Below are 14,130 nucleotides of genomic sequence, written 5' to 3' on the forward strand. Positions count from 1 at the left end.
GTCTAAAGCGGTGTCGCCGCCGCGTCTGTCATTCAAAGCCTCAAGTGGTGAACGATGTGCGCTGTCACACGACTGACTCACGCCTGTCACGGTCGATTAACCCGGCGCGCGCAAGCTGGCGAAAACATCGCAGAGGGTTGCCCATGACCAGCGCCGAGCTCGCCCGACCCAGTCGCAAACAACGGGTGCGAACCCTGTGGATCTCCGATGTGCACCTGGGCACGCGGGATTGTCAGGCCGAGCACTTGTCGCAATTTCTCAAGGGCTACCATGCCGACAAGGTTTATCTGGTCGGTGACATCATCGATGGCTGGAAACTGCGCAGCGGCATGTACTGGCCGCAAGCCCACACCAACGTCATCCGCCGCCTGCTGACCATGAGCAAGCGCGGCACTGAGGTGATCTACGTCACCGGCAACCATGACGAATTCCTGCGGCGCTATTCGAAGCTGATTCTGGGCAATATCCAGTTGGTCGACGAAGCGGTGCACGTTACGGCGGACGGCCGGCATTTGCTGGTGATTCACGGCGATCAGTTCGATGTGATCACCCGTTATCACCGCTGGCTGGCGTTTCTCGGTGACTCGGCCTATGAATTCACCCTGACCCTCAACCGCTGGCTCAATCACTGGCGTGCCCGCTATGGCTACGGCTACTGGTCGCTGTCGGCCTACCTGAAACACAAGGTCAAGACCGCCGTCAGTTTCATCAGCGACTTTGAAGAAGCCATCGCCCACGAGTGTGTGAAGCGCGAACTGCATGGCGTGGTTTGCGGGCATATTCACCATGCCGAGATTCGCAAGGTGGGGGAGGTGGACTACCTCAATTGCGGCGACTGGGTCGAATCGTGCACAGCGCTGATCGAGCATTGGGACGGCACGATCGAGTTGTATCGATTGGCGGATGCCCAGGCGCGGGAGGCGGAATTGAAAGCTGCCAAAGTTGCCGAAATCGCCTGAGCGAAAAAGTACCCTGTGGGAGCGAGCCTGCTCGCGAAGGCGTAGCGTCAGACGAAACTTCTGTGCCTGATACCGCGCTTTCGCGAGCAGGCTCGCTCCCACATGTGTTCTCAGGCCGGGCTGTGTTCTTGCATCGCGGCTTTGTAAATCGAGTTCTTCGGTTGCGCAAACAGCCTTTCCATCATCGGCTCGAAGAAACTCAGCGGCAGCGTGTCGTACGCCGGATCAAACGCCGCCGCGTCGTACTTGGCGCAAAATTCGGCAGTGGCCTGGAACTGCGGATGGTCCTTGAATTGCTCGCGCAAATGCCGATCCATGCCCAGGTGATGAAAGAAGTAATAGCCCTGAAAGATGCCGTGCTTCTCCACCATCCACAGGTTTTCCGCACTCACGAACGGCTTGAGAATCGCTGCGGCGATGTCCGGATGGTTGTAGGAGCCGAGGGTGTCGCCAATGTCGTGCAACAGTGCACAGACCACGTATTCCTCGTCACGCCCGTCACGAAAGGCGCGGGTCGCGGTTTGCAACGAGTGGGTCAGGCGATCCACCGGGAAACCGCCGAAGTCGCCCTCAAGCAGCTTCAGATGCGCGAAAATCCTCGACGGCAGCTGTCTGGCATAGGCACTGAAATCAGCGGCGATGATCGCCCAGTCTTCCTCGGTGCCGTCCTTCATATGGGTGAAGCGAGCATGGGCATTCATGGGCAGACCCTCATTCAGAACGCCACGCGACCGAGAATCATGTCGCGGTACATGACGAAATCGCCGAGCAGGCTGTACAGCGGATGCTGAAACGTCGCCGGGCGGTTTTTCTCGAAAAAGAAATGGCCGATCCAGGCGAAGCTGTAACCGGCCACAGGCAATGCCAGCAACAGCAGCCAGGCGCCTTTGGCGATGCTCAGGGCGAGGATGAAGATGACCAGAGAAGTGCCGATGAAATGCAGACGACGGCAGGTGCTGTTGCTGTGCTCGGCGAGGTAATACGGATAGAACTCGGCGAAGCTGTTGAACTGCTTGATGTTTTCCACGACCGCGCTCTCTGTGGTGATTGTTCTGGCAACAAGTTGTTCGGCGGGGAGCTTATTTGAGTCTAGAGTGATCATTGGCGTGGGCCAGTGACAATCGGCGCCACTTTAGTATCCTTCGCAAATAGGGCGGTTATCTGCAGCCCGTCATGTAAAAGAATAACAACCATGAGCGAACGAACGACTTCTGCAAGCTGGGCGATGGGGATTGTCAAAGCACTGGAGATGGACGGCCTGGATTGCCGGGTACTGTTCAGGCAGCTGGGGCTGGATTTCAGCGCCCTTGAAGATCCGGATGCACGCTTCCCGCAAGACTCCATGACCCGGCTCTGGCAGCGCGCGGTCGAGGTTTCCGGCAACCCCGCGATTGGCCTGAACATGGGCAAAGTGGTGCGCCCGGCCTCATTTCATGTCGCCGGCTATGCGCTGATGTCGAGCAATACCCTGGCTGAAGGCTTCCAGCGTCTGGTGCGCTATCAACGCATCATTGCCGAAAGCGCTGACCTGAGCTTTCGCCTGCTCGAGGAAGGTTACGCGCTGATTCTTACCGTGCACGGCGATCATCTGCCGCCGACCCGGCAGAGCGCCGAAGCGTCACTGGCCTGCGCGTTGGCGCTGTGCGGCTGGCTGACCGGGCGCCCGCTGCACCCGGTCAAAGTGTTGGTTCAGGGCGATCAGCCGACAAACCTGCAACCCTATAAAGAAGCCTTTCACGCGCCGCTGGTGTTCAACGCGCCTTACGATGCGTTGATCTTCGAACGTGCCGATATGGAGGCGCCGCTGCCGACCGCCAACGAAGCCATGGCGCTGTTGCATGATCGCTTTGCCGGGGAATATCTGGCGCGGTTTTCCGAAAGTCGCGTGACGCACCGGGCACGTCAGGTGTTGTGTCGTTTGTTGCCCCAGGGCGAGCCCAAGCGCGACACCGTGGCGCAGACGTTGCACCTGTCGCAGCGCACTTTGCAGCGGCGCTTGCAGGAGGAGGGCACCAGTTTCCAGCAATTGCTCGACGACACCCGGCGTGAATTGGCCGAACAATATCTGGCGCAACCGAGCATGACCTTGCTGGAAATCGCCTACCTGCTGGGCTTTGCCGACCCGAGCAACTTCTTCCGCGCCTTCCGCCGCTGGTTCGACACCACGCCCGGCGAGTACCGCTTGCGCCTGACGCAGGTGCCGGACGCGGTCAATGACGCCAGAACGCCGGAATACACAGCACAAACACCGTAATGATCTCCAGTCGGCCGAGCAGCATGCCGAACGACAGAATCCACTTCGCCGCATCCGGCAGGGTGGCGAAGTTGCCGGCCGGGCCGATGGTTTCGCCCAGACCCGGGCCGACGCCGGACACGGTGCTGGCGGCACCGGTCAGTGCGGTCATCCAGTCGACTCCGAGCAGCGACAGCAGCAGGGCGATCACGCAGATGGTGATGGCGAAGAAGAACGAGAAGGTCAGGATCGAACGGACAATTTCTTCGTCGAGGCGGTGACCGTTGTACTTCTGCTTGATCACCGCGCGCGGGTGGATCAGCTGATTGAGGTTGGCCTTGAGCAGGATGTAGGCGACCTGGAAACGGAAAATCTTGATGCCGCCCGCCGTCGAACCTGAGCAACCGCCGACAAAGCCCAGATAGAAAAACAGCATCAGCGAGAAGTTGCCCCACAGGCTGTAGTCCCCGAGGGCGAAGCCGGTGGTAGTGACCACCGAGGTCACGTTCAGCGCCACATGCCGCAGCGCTTCCAGCCAATGCAGCTTGGTGGTCCACCAGTACCAGGTGCCGAGCACCAGCCAGGTCACCAGCAGCATCGCCAGCAAACCCTGCACCTGTTGATCCTTGATCAATGCTCGGCGGTTGCCGCGTAGCGTCGCCACGTACAGGGTGAACGGCAGGCTGCCGAGAATCATGATGACGATCGCCACCCAGTGCACCGCCGGTTGCGTCCACTTGGCCAGCGACTGGTCAGAGGTCGAGAAACCACCGGTGGAAATCGCCGACATCGCGTGGTTGATCGCATCGAACGGGCTCATTCCCGCCCACCAGAACGCCAGGCTGCCGAGAATGGTGATGCCGACGTAGGCCGCCACAATCAACCGCGCCACCATGTGCGAACGCGGCATGACCTTCTCCGAGCGGTCGGAGGATTCGGTCTGGAACAGACGCATGCCACCGATGCGCAGCAGCGGCAGAATCGCCACCGCCATGCCGATAAAGCCGATGCCGCCGATCCAGTGCAGCAGCGACCGCCACATCAGAATCCCCGGTGACATGTTGTCCAGGCCGTTGAGCACGGTGGAGCCGGTGGCGGTGATGCCGGACATGCTTTCGAAGAACGAGTCGGTGTAGCTGATGTGCTGGGTCAGCAGAAACGGCAGCGCGGCGAAAATGCACACCACCAGCCAGCTGCTGACCGTCAGCAGGTACATGTCGCGCGGGCGCAGGTGAATGTGTTCCGGTCTGCCGGGTATCACCAGGGCGAGGCCGGCGACAAAGGTGATCATGCTCGCCCAGAGGAACGACGGCAGATCGCTGGTGCGCTCGAAAATCACCAGCGTGGCCATCGGCACGACCATGGCCACAGCCAGGGTGATCAGGAAGATGCCGATGATAAAACCAATGATCCGTAAGGTCGGCAACGCCATGAAATCCGCTCGGGCTGGTGGGAGAAGGGCGCCATTCTACCTGTGGGGCAAGGCATGTAAACCGGCAGGCGCTGCGCAGATGAAGCTAGAATAGCCGCACATTTTTCAAAGGAGGTGGCCGATGCAGGCTCTCGACGCGTTGCTCAACCGTGTTTCCGTTCCCCGACTGGTCGAACCGGCCCCCACTGCCGAGCAGCGCGAAGCCCTGTTCGGCGCGGCCCTGCGTGCCCCGGATCACGGGCACTTGCAGCCGTACCGCTTTTTGACCGTCGAAGGCGCAGCGCGTGAGCAAATGGGCGAGTTGCTGGCCGAGGCGGCCCGCCAGCAGAGCGGCGAAGTCAGCGAAGCGATGATCGACAAGGCCCGCAACGGCCCACTGCGCGCGCCGCTGGTGGTTGTGGTCATCGCGAAATTGCAGGAACACGTGAAATATCCGAAGGCCGAGCAACTGCTTACGGCCGGTTGTGCGGCCCACGGTATCTTGCTCGCGGCGTATGCGCAGGGGATTGGCGCGGTGTGGCGCACCGGGGATCTGGCGTACTCAAAGCATGTGGCCGAAGGCTTGGGGCTGGTGGAAGGCGAGGAGGTGATCGCGTTCCTCTACCTCGGCACACCGCAGAAAGAGCCGCGCGTGGCGGAGAAGGTTGATCTGGCTGAGTTCGTCAGCGCCTGGCCCGGTAAAGCCTGAAGATCAAAAGCCCCTCACCCTAACCCTCTCCCAGAGGGAGAGGGGACTGATTGGGGATGCTTTGGAATTACACCGACCTGAGCGTCCTTCGCTGAATCCAGCGTCGGGATACCGGACGTCTAGTTTCTGCGAATCCATAAGGTCGATGCACAACGGCAGACAACTCGGTCGGCCCCCTCTCCCTCCGGGAGAGGGTTGGGGTGAGGGGCTTTTTCAGGGCTGGACCACGACTCCCGGTACCAACGGCAATTCCAGACTCGCCACAAAGCCGCCCTGCGGATGATTGGCCAGCGTCAGCGTGCCGCCATGCCGTTCCGCCGCCCGTTTGGCAATCGCCAGCCCCAGGCCATGCCCGGCAGCGGTCTGCCCCGGCGCGCGATAAAACGGCTCGCCCAACTGACTCAGATGTTCGGTCTGCACCCCCGGCCCGTGGTCGCGCACGCTGATGACAATCCGCTCTCCCTGCCGCGCAGCGTGCAATTCGATCGGCTGATCGCTCGGGTTGAAGCGCTGGGCGTTGCGCAGCAGATTATCCACGGCGCGCTCGATCATCGTCGGCCAGCCTTTGAGATTCAGCTGCGGCTCGGCTTGCAGGCGTACGGTCTGCTCGGGCGAGCTGAGCTGCGCATCCTTTTGCAGCGCGGCGAGCAACGCATTCAGGTCCACTTCTTCAGCGCTGGCGTTGTCGGCATCGACTCGTGCCAGTACCAGAATTTCACTGATCAACGCCTCCAACCGGTCGCATTCACGGGTCAGGCGTGGCCACAGTTTTTCGCGCTCGTCAGGGTTGGCGCGCTCGGCCAAAGCCAGCGCGATGCGCAGGCGCGCCAGTGGTGAGCGCAGTTCATGGGAGACATCGCGCAGCAGCTGGCGCTGACTGCCGATCAGGCTTTGCAGGCGCGCGCCCATGCGGTTGAAATCGGTGGCCAGCACGCCGAATTCGTCACGGCGGTTGGCCAGTTTCGCCAGACTGTTCTGCTGATATGTGGTCTGCCCCAGATCATGCACCGCGCCGCGCAAGCGACTCAGTGGGCGGGTGATGGAGAAAGTCACGAGCAAACTGAACAGGGTCAGCACCACCAGCGCGATGCCCAGCGCACTCAGCGGCCAGAGCAGGCTTTCGCGGTGCCAGGCGTCGAGTTCCGGGTGTGGGATGCGGTAGATGAACAGGTAGGTGTCACCGGTTTTTTCACTGGTGATTTCGTCGGTCAGACGCCGCCATGGCAGGCGGCGGTCATCGTTGTTCTGGCGCGCTTCGAATGCTGCGGCGCGGCGCGGGAAGGTGCCACGCACCACCGGATCGCCGGTTTCGTTGAGCACTTGAACGTCGATGTGATACTGGCGTTTGCGTTGTTCGAGAATGTCCTGCGCGGCTTCTTCGCCTTGGGTTTCGTAAGTCTGCGTCCATTCCGCCGCCAGCGTGTTGAGGCCGGGATGGCGGCTGAGAATCCACGCGTCCTGATTGAGCATGTGCCCGAGCAGAATCGACAGCCCGGCTACCAGAGCGATGGCCAGCCAGAAGCTCGCAAGAATCCGCCAGAACAGTGAACGCACAGAAATTCCTCGAAAATCAGATCGTTTAAATGTGGGAGCGAGCCTGCTCGCGAAGGCGTAGTGTCAGTCAATTCATCGCTGGCTGATACACCGCCTTCGCGAGCAGGCTCGCTCCCACATTCGATTTGAATGGAACAGGCCCGACGAGTTGAGTCGTCGGGCCCAGGGTCAAGCCATTATTGCGCCTTTTGCGCCTGCTGCGCTTTCCAGGCCTTGAACTCGGCCCATTCGGCGCGGCGTTCGGCGCGTTTTTTCTGGATCTCGTCGAACTGCTTCTGTTGCTCAGGTTTCAGCAATGCACGGACATCGGACTCGGCTTTCTTGTGGTTGGCCGCGATCTCGTCCTTCATGGCTTTCTGGTCGGCCGGCGAGAGTTTCTCCAGGTACTTGTCGACCACCTGCTTACGCTCGTGCATCTGCTCGCCCATGATCTTGCGAATCTGCTCGCGTTGTTCGCGGGTCAGGTCGAGCTGGCTGTACGGACCTTTGCCGTGCATGCCGCCGTGCATCTGACCACCGTGGCGCGGGCCATCCAGCGGACCACCCAGCGGACCGCCATCCTGCGGCATGGCCATGGCCACGGTTGGCAGAGCGGCAGCGAACATCAGAGCGATAAGAGTCTTGCGCATGGTGTATCTCCTTGTCTCGTTCCCGGTACGTTCCGGATGAGTGCAGATTACGCAGATCAAGGTCAGCGGCGGTCAGCGCAGCGTAAAGCTTCGGTAAAGACGTTTCGTGCCCGGCCTTACACATACCCAGTGCAGGTGATGCTGAAGGCTGCGATCTTTTGGATAATGCACGGGCCGAGGCTGTGATCGCTCATTTAGACGGTACTCGCTCAGCATAAGAGCAACGGCTGCGTGCCTTAACAAAGCAAATACCGAGATCCCCATGACAAATAAAACGTTTACCAGGCAAGTCGGCCCATGGCTGATGGCAGCTTTATCGGTCAATGCGATTTTTTTGGCATTCTTGATTTTTGATCATGGTTCGCAGGGGCACGATAAGAAGATGATCAAAACTAAAGAACCGTTGCTCATCGAGGGTCCAAACGGCGACGAGAATTACTACGTGCTGCCGCAGGGTACTACGCTATATCACGATAAAAGCTTTCCTGAAGGGCATGATAGTTATGTGGTGTATCTCAACCATAAGGGTACGATTGCCCACGAAGAAGTACCGATGAAGCCTGAGTACGGCGGTTCTTTCATTGATCCGCTCTGGCTGGCAAATGTTGATGCGAATACTTTGCGAGAAATTTTCAAGCGTTTTCCACTTTCCAAAAAAGACATTGCCGCTGCCATTAAGGCCAACGAGATAACCAAGGACGATTTGGCCGACATTATTCGTTCGATGCCCGATTAACCACTGCAAAGCCACCGACGGCTGCATTCCCATAAAGAGCGTGGAAACGATCAGATCCCCTCTGGAGTAAGGCTGCTCGCGATGGCACAAGAGTGTGTTGACTGACACACCGCCATCGCGAGCAGGCTCACTTCTACACGGCGCAGGTCTTATAGACTGTAGTAGTAACCACGGCTACGCAGCGCAACGATGCGCGGGCGGCCGTCGGGGTGGGGGCCGATTTTTTTGCGCAGGTTGCTGACGTGCATGTCGAGGCTGCGGTCGTACAGGGTCAGCTTGCGGCCGAGGGCCAGTTGCGCCAGTTCCTGTTTGTCCAGCGGCTCGCCCGGCTGTTTGAGCAGGGCTTCGAGCAGGCGGCTTTCGGAGACGGTCAGGGTCAGTTCTTTTTCGTCGATGCTGACCACGCCGCGCAACGGGCTGAAACTCAGGTCGCCCAGCTCAAGTTGCGTTGACACAGCGGCGGGATGGCTGCGCCGCAACACGGCGCGCAGGCGCGCGGTCAGTTCGCGGGGGTCGCAGGGTTTGGCCAGGTAATCGTCGGCGCCCAGTTCGAGGCCGAGGATGCGGTCCAGCGGTTCGCCACGCGCTGACAGCATCAGCACCGGCAGGTCGGCGTGGTCGTTGCGCAATTGCTTGAGCAGTTCCAGACCGCTGCCGTCGGGCAGCATCACGTCCAGCACCACCGCCGCCGGGGCGGTTTCGGCCAACGCCTTGCGGGCGCTCTGGCCGTCGTGGCAGGCGCGCACCTGGAAGCCTTCCTGGCTCAACCAGCTACTCAGGAGTTCGCACAACTCCTGGTCATCATCAATCAGTAACAGCTCGCTCATGACTCACTCAATTTAGCCATTGCCGACGTTTTCGGCTTGCACCACTGGCAAAGATACCGCAGAGCAGCGCCAATAGCGCTACCCCGGCGCCAGTGACGAACCACTGCTGTTGGTCGGTCAGCAAACGCGGCAGCGGGCTGGCCTGGGCTTCCTTGAGTTGCAGCTTCAGACGCTGGTTCTCCTGGCGCAGCCGGGCGAGCTGGGCGCTTTCGCGAGTGTTGTCGGCATTTTGCAGTTGTTTGTTCAGTTCTTCGCGCTGCTGCTCACTGGCCTTGAGCCGCTGTTGCAGCTCGGTGATCTGGCTGCCGGCGCTCAATGACAATGGCGTGGAGCTGCCGCTTTCGGTGGTTTCCTCACCATGGGCGGGGGCCATGATCGACAACGTGAGCAACATCAGACACAACGGACCCTTGCGCATCGCGACACCTGTTTCCAAATGGATATTGGGCAGGTTGTCGGCAGGCAAACGAGAATAATGAGCGATTGAGATGGATGAGAAGCGAGAAGGTTCAGTGCGCAGGAGGTGATGTTGGTGGCTGACAAATAATTTGTGGCTGATGAATATTCTGTGGCGAGGGGTTTAGCGAAACGTCGCACCGCCCCGTTGGGCTGCGTAGCAGTCCTGAAATGGGAGGCGTGCGGTGTGTCAGACACACCGCGTTGGATGGGGTTTGGGGCGGCTTCGCCACCCAGCGGGGATGAATCCCCTCGCCACATGAATCCCTTCGGCATTTCAATAGCGGGATTACGGCAGGACTTGCTTGAACGGCTTGACGATCACATTGGCGTAGACGCCGGCGGCAATGTACGGATCGGCATCGGCCCAGGCCTGTGCGGCGCTCAGGGAGTCGAACTCGGCGACGATCAGGCTGCCGGTGAAACCCGCTGCGCCCGGATCATTGCTGTCGACGGCCGGGTGCGGGCCGGCCAGCACGATGCGGCCTTCGCCCTTGAGCGCTTGCAGGCGTTCCAGATGCGCCGGGCGCGCGGACAGGCGAGCTTCCAGCGAGTTGGCAACGTCGGTGGCAATGATGGCGTAGAGCATGTCAGTCCTCGGTTTTAGGCGTTGTGGTATCGGTGTCATGCAGATGGCGCGACAGGTAAACGCCCTGTGCGACCAGGAACAGCACGGTCATGCCCAGGCTGCCGAACACCTTGAAGTCGACCCAGATGCTCTGGAAGGTGAAGGCGACGAACAGGTTGGCCGCGCCGCAGAACAGGAAGAAGCCGATCCAGGCGATGTTCAGGCGCGTCCAGACCGGGTCTGGCAAGGTCAGCGCGTGGCCCATGATGCGTTTGATCAGCAGGCGATCGCCGATGAAATGGCTACCGATGAACGCCGCAGCGAACAACCAATTGACCACCGGCGCTTTCCATTTCAGGAAGGTTTCGCTGTGGAAGGCCAGCGTCAGGCTGCCGAATACCAGGCAGGCGATCAGCGTCAGCCATTGGCTCTTTTCCAGCTTGCGCTGCTTGATGAACAGCGCGCCGTACACCACCAGCGAACTGATGATCAGCATCGCCGTGGCGCTGTAGATACCGCCTACGGTCACTTGCTGGCCGGCAATGTCGACGACCCGTGGATCAAGTTTGTAAACGATGAAGAACAGCAGAAGCGGGATGAAATCGATGAATTGTTTCACAGTGAGAGCCAGAAGCTGGATGTGGCGGCATAATAACAAACATATGGGCGCGCGATAGCGCCAGCTGATTTGAGGTTACAACTCCCCGTGAATGTTGATTTGCACTGCCACAGCACGGCCTCCGACGGCGCCCTGGCGCCTGCGGTTCTGGTTGCGCGAGCGTTCGAAAACGGCGTGCGAGTCCTGGCGTTGACCGACCACGACACCCTTGAGGGGCTCGCCGAGGCGCGTACTGCCGCTACCGAGTTAGGCATGCAACTGGTCAACGGCGTCGAATTGTCCTGCACCTGGGGCGGGGCGACCATTCACGTATTGGGCTACGGTTTCGACGTCAACGCCGCGCCGTTGGTCGAAGCGATCGCCAAATTGCACGATGGCCGCTGGCTGCGGTCCGAAGAAATAAGCCGCAAGCTCGCACTCAAGGGGATGCCCGGTGCCCTCGACGGCGCCCGGCAGATCCAGCAGGAACTGGGCGACAGCGGCAACGCGCCGGCCCGGCCGCATTTCGCCGACTGGATGGTGCGTGAAGGTTATGTAAAGGATCGCGCCGAGGCGTTTCGCAAATGGCTCGGCGCCGGCAAACTCGGCGACGTCAAGCTGCACTGGCCGACGCTGGAAGACACCGTCGGCACCCTGCGCGCCGCCGGAGCCTGGGTCAGCCTGGCGCATCCATTGCACTACGATTTCACCCGTAGCAAGCGCCGAAAGCTGATTGCCGACTATATTCAAGCAGGCGGGCATGCTATCGAGGTGGTCAATGGCCATCAGCCCGCAGAACAGGTGGGCAGCCTGGCGATCCTTGCCCGTGAGTTCGGTCTGCTGGTCAGCGCCGGCAGTGACTTCCATGGCCCTGGCGGCTGGTCCGAGATCGGCCAGTACCGGCCGGTTCCCGAGGACCTTCCACCCCTGTGGTGTCGGTTCAAACATGACACAGATATTGCCGCCGTCTGAACAGGTAGAGAATGTGAGTCAATTTTTCCAGATACATCCGGAAAACCCGCAAGCGCGCCTGATCAAACAGGCGGTCGAGATCATCCGCAAGGGCGGGGTGGTGATTTATCCCACGGACTCGTCCTACGCCATTGGTTGCCAGATCGGCGACAAGACCGCCATCGAGCGTGTGCGACGTCTGCGTCAGCTCGATGAAAAACACAACTTCGCGCTGATCTGCAGCGACCTGTCGCAACTGGGCAATTACGCCAAGATCGACACCGGCACCTTCCGCATTCTCAAGGCGCACCTGCCGGGGCCTTACACCTTTATTCTCAACGCCACCCGCGAAGTGCCGCGCCTGTTGCTGCATCCGAAGAAACGCACCATCGGCCTGCGCGTGCCAAGCCATCCGATCGCGCTGGCGCTGCTGGCCGAACTGGGCGAGCCGCTGATGAGCGTGACGCTGATCATGCCCGGCGACGAAGACCCGCTCAGCGACCCCTACGAAATGCGCCAGTTGCTTGAGCATCAGGTCGATCTGATCATCGACGGCGGCTTTGGCGGCATCAAGGCCTCAACGGTGATTGACCTGACCGGCGACGACCCGGAAGTGGTCCGCGTCGGTTGCGGCGATCCGACGCCGTTCATGGTCGAGGCCTGAATGTCCGCAGTGGAAACCGTGGTCGATCCCCAGGCCGGCGCCCAGCAGGAACTGCCGTTCGCGATGGTCTATGGTCAGGCGGTCATGGAAATGCCGCTGGACTTGTACATCCCGCCCGATGCGCTGGAAGTCTTTCTTGAAGCCTTCGAAGGTCCGCTCGACCTGCTGCTGTATCTGATCCGCAAACAGAACATCAATATCCTCGACATCCCCGTGGCGGAAATCACCCGCCAGTACATGGGCTACGTCGAATTGATGCAGTCGGTGCGTCTGGAGCTGGCCGCCGAATATCTGGTGATGGCGGCGATGCTCGCCGAGATCAAATCGCGCATGCTTCTGCCCCGGGCGGAAACCGTCGAAGATGAAGAAGACGACCCGCGCGCGGAATTGATCCGCCGCTTGCAGGAATACGAGCGCTTCAAGGCTGCCGCTGAAGGTATCGATGGGCTGAGCCGGGTCGGTCGCGATGTGATCGTGCCCAAGCTCGACGCCCCGGAAGCGCGGGCGCGCAAGCTGTTGCCGGACGTCGCGCTGGAAGAGATTCTAATGTGCATGGCCGAAGTCCTGCGCCGTGGCGACATGTTCGAAAGCCACCAGGTCAGCCGTGAAGCGCTGTCCACCCGCGAGCGCATGAGCGATGTGCTGGAACGGCTCAAGGGCGGCGGTTTCGTGCCGTTTGTCGAGCTGTTCACCGCTGAAGAGGGCCGCCTCGGTGTGGTGGTGACCTTTATGGCGATCCTTGAACTGGTCAAGGAATCCTTGGTCGAGCTGGTGCAGAATGAGCCGTTCGCCGCGATCCACGTGCGAGCCCGAGCCGAATAACGAGTCCCTGTATGAACCTGACTGAACCCCGCGAGCTGGCGCCCCTGCTTGAAGCCTTTCTGTTGGCCTCGGGAAAGCCGCAATCCCTTGAGCGCCTGTATGAACTGTTTGAAGAAGGCGAGCGGCCGGAGCCGGCGGTCTTCAAGAAAGCCCTGACCCTGCTCGGCAAATCCTGCGAGGGCCGTGCCTTCGAGCTCAAGGAAGTCTCGTCGGGCTATCGCTTGCAGATCCGCGAGAAGTTCTCGCCGTGGGTCGGCCGTCTCTGGGAAGAGCGCCCGCAGCGCTATTCCCGCGCCTTGCTGGAAACCATCGCGTTGATCGCCTATCGCCAGCCGATCACCCGGGGCGAAATCGAAGACGTGCGTGGCGTGGCGGTCAACAGCAACATCGTCAAGACCTTGCTCGAGCGTGAGTGGATCCGCGTCGTCGGTTATCGCGACGTGCCGGGCAAACCGGCGATGTTCGCCACGACCAAGGCGTTTCTCGACCACTTCAACCTGAAAAACCTCGAAGACCTGCCGCCGCTAGCCGAACTGCGCGAGATGGAAGCCGAACCGGTGCTCGACTTCGACGACGCGCCGGTGCCGCAGAGTCTGCAGGACCTGGCCGACGCCAGCGCCGAGCCGGAGGAGGAGAAGGAAGAAACCAGTTTCCATTCCCTGTTGCTGGAGCTGGACAGCATGGAAGAGGGGATCAAGACCGACTTCGACGACTTGCTGCGCGATGCGGCGGATGGCGAAGCGCCGGTGCCCGAGCCTGAGATCATCGAGCCGGTTGTTGAAGCTGAAGTTGAACTTGAAGCGGCGCCTGACGCCGAACCGGAAGAAGACATTCTCGGTGTCGCCGAAGCCCGCGAGAAGCTCCTGGCCGCTGTCGCCGCCCTCGAACAGCCGGAACCGGAACTCAGCGAAGAAGAAGCCGAAGCCCGCGCACTGGCCGAGGCAATCGAAGCCGAACGGCGCGAGTTCGAAGACTGACGCCTATTGAGAAACCAGTGAAGACCCTTGTGGGAG

General features: G+C 60.6%; 17 protein-coding genes. 8 read left to right on the plus strand and 9 right to left on the minus strand.

Annotated elements, in window-relative coordinates; all coding sequences use genetic code 11:
* The first annotated feature begins 143 nt into the window (after positions 1 to 143).
* Positions 144 to 959 carry a UDP-2,3-diacylglucosamine diphosphatase gene (locus OK411_RS08545; protein WP_024012063.1) on the plus strand — a complete coding sequence of 272 codons (816 nt, stop codon included), beginning with the start codon at positions 144 to 146 and terminating at the stop codon, positions 957 to 959.
* 110 nt (positions 960 to 1,069) lie between these two features.
* Here the strand turns inward: OK411_RS08545 and OK411_RS08550 are convergent, their stop codons facing one another.
* Together OK411_RS08550 and OK411_RS08555 are read right to left on the minus strand one after the other, a co-directional pair.
* A complete protein-coding gene (locus OK411_RS08550) occupies positions 1,070 to 1,660 on the minus strand; it encodes an HD domain-containing protein (protein ID WP_264364738.1) in 591 nt (196 codons plus the stop codon).
* 14 nt (positions 1,661 to 1,674) lie between these two features.
* Positions 1,675 to 1,986 (minus strand): DUF962 domain-containing protein, encoded by a 312-nt coding sequence (locus OK411_RS08555; RefSeq protein ID WP_122611674.1) that lies wholly within the window; start codon positions 1,984 to 1,986, stop codon positions 1,675 to 1,677.
* 165 nt (positions 1,987 to 2,151) lie between these two features.
* On the opposite strand from OK411_RS08555, the gene OK411_RS08560 reads away from it, so the two are divergent.
* Complete coding sequence (locus OK411_RS08560; protein ID WP_205869270.1) at positions 2,152 to 3,213, plus strand: AraC family transcriptional regulator; 1,062 nt, start codon at positions 2,152 to 2,154, stop codon at positions 3,211 to 3,213.
* On the opposite strand, the gene OK411_RS08565 is transcribed toward OK411_RS08560, so the two are convergent.
* Positions 3,170 to 4,624, minus strand: a complete 1,455-nt coding sequence (locus OK411_RS08565) for a TrkH family potassium uptake protein (protein ID WP_038363735.1) — start codon at positions 4,622 to 4,624, stop codon at positions 3,170 to 3,172. The genes OK411_RS08560 and OK411_RS08565 overlap by 44 nt on opposite strands.
* A gap of 121 nt (positions 4,625 to 4,745) precedes the next feature.
* Here OK411_RS08565 and OK411_RS08570 point away from each other — a divergent pair, with 121 nt between their 5' ends.
* A complete protein-coding gene (locus OK411_RS08570) occupies positions 4,746 to 5,312 on the plus strand; it encodes a nitroreductase family protein (RefSeq protein ID WP_122611672.1) in 567 nt (188 codons plus the stop codon).
* Between the two features lie 213 nt (positions 5,313 to 5,525).
* Here the strand turns inward: OK411_RS08570 and OK411_RS08575 are convergent, their stop codons facing one another.
* Together OK411_RS08575 and OK411_RS08580 are read right to left on the minus strand one after the other, a co-directional pair.
* Positions 5,526 to 6,866 carry a sensor histidine kinase gene (locus tag OK411_RS08575; RefSeq protein WP_264364739.1) on the minus strand — a complete coding sequence of 447 codons (1,341 nt, stop codon included), beginning with the start codon at positions 6,864 to 6,866 and terminating at the stop codon, positions 5,526 to 5,528.
* A gap of 176 nt (positions 6,867 to 7,042) precedes the next feature.
* Positions 7,043 to 7,495 (minus strand): Spy/CpxP family protein refolding chaperone, encoded by a 453-nt coding sequence (locus OK411_RS08580; RefSeq protein WP_042607494.1) that lies wholly within the window; start codon positions 7,493 to 7,495, stop codon positions 7,043 to 7,045.
* A gap of 262 nt (positions 7,496 to 7,757) precedes the next feature.
* Between OK411_RS08580 and OK411_RS08585 the strand changes: the two genes are divergently transcribed.
* Positions 7,758 to 8,231 carry a hypothetical protein gene (locus OK411_RS08585; protein WP_264364740.1) on the plus strand — a complete coding sequence of 158 codons (474 nt, stop codon included), beginning with the start codon at positions 7,758 to 7,760 and terminating at the stop codon, positions 8,229 to 8,231.
* A gap of 149 nt (positions 8,232 to 8,380) precedes the next feature.
* On the opposite strand, the gene OK411_RS08590 is transcribed toward OK411_RS08585, so the two are convergent.
* The 4 genes from OK411_RS08590 to OK411_RS08605 form a co-directional block, all read right to left on the minus strand.
* On the minus strand, positions 8,381 to 9,058 hold the full coding sequence (locus tag OK411_RS08590) for a response regulator transcription factor (RefSeq protein ID WP_264364741.1): 678 nt from the start codon (positions 9,056 to 9,058) through the stop codon (positions 8,381 to 8,383).
* Between the two features lie 7 nt (positions 9,059 to 9,065).
* Positions 9,066 to 9,476 (minus strand): translation initiation factor 2, encoded by a 411-nt coding sequence (locus tag OK411_RS08595; RefSeq protein ID WP_016771128.1) that lies wholly within the window; start codon positions 9,474 to 9,476, stop codon positions 9,066 to 9,068.
* A gap of 327 nt (positions 9,477 to 9,803) precedes the next feature.
* Positions 9,804 to 10,103 (minus strand): YciI family protein, encoded by a 300-nt coding sequence (locus OK411_RS08600; RefSeq protein ID WP_016771127.1) that lies wholly within the window; start codon positions 10,101 to 10,103, stop codon positions 9,804 to 9,806.
* A 1-nt stretch (position 10,104) separates the two neighbouring features.
* Positions 10,105 to 10,701, minus strand: coding sequence for a septation protein A (locus OK411_RS08605; RefSeq protein WP_016771126.1), 597 nt, complete (start codon positions 10,699 to 10,701; stop codon positions 10,105 to 10,107).
* A gap of 87 nt (positions 10,702 to 10,788) precedes the next feature.
* On the opposite strand from OK411_RS08605, the gene OK411_RS08610 reads away from it, so the two are divergent.
* From OK411_RS08610 to scpB, 4 genes are all read left to right on the plus strand, one after another.
* A complete protein-coding gene (locus OK411_RS08610; RefSeq protein ID WP_264364742.1) occupies positions 10,789 to 11,652 on the plus strand; it encodes a PHP domain-containing protein in 864 nt (287 codons plus the stop codon).
* A gap of 13 nt (positions 11,653 to 11,665) precedes the next feature.
* Positions 11,666 to 12,295: an L-threonylcarbamoyladenylate synthase gene (locus tag OK411_RS08615; RefSeq protein WP_016771124.1), complete on the plus strand. Its 630-nt coding sequence runs from the start codon at positions 11,666 to 11,668 to the stop codon at positions 12,293 to 12,295.
* A gap of 123 nt (positions 12,296 to 12,418) precedes the next feature.
* Positions 12,419 to 13,117 carry a segregation and condensation protein A gene (locus OK411_RS08620; RefSeq protein ID WP_172828192.1) on the plus strand — a complete coding sequence of 233 codons (699 nt, stop codon included), beginning with the start codon at positions 12,419 to 12,421 and terminating at the stop codon, positions 13,115 to 13,117.
* An 11-nt stretch (positions 13,118 to 13,128) separates the two neighbouring features.
* A complete protein-coding gene (scpB, locus tag OK411_RS08625) occupies positions 13,129 to 14,094 on the plus strand; it encodes an SMC-Scp complex subunit ScpB (protein ID WP_264364743.1) in 966 nt (321 codons plus the stop codon).
* Positions 14,095 to 14,130 lie beyond the last annotated feature (36 nt).

Source organism: Pseudomonas sp. RG1 (genome assembly GCF_025910115.1).
Lineage (GTDB): Bacteria > Pseudomonadota > Gammaproteobacteria > Pseudomonadales > Pseudomonadaceae > Aquipseudomonas > Aquipseudomonas atacamensis.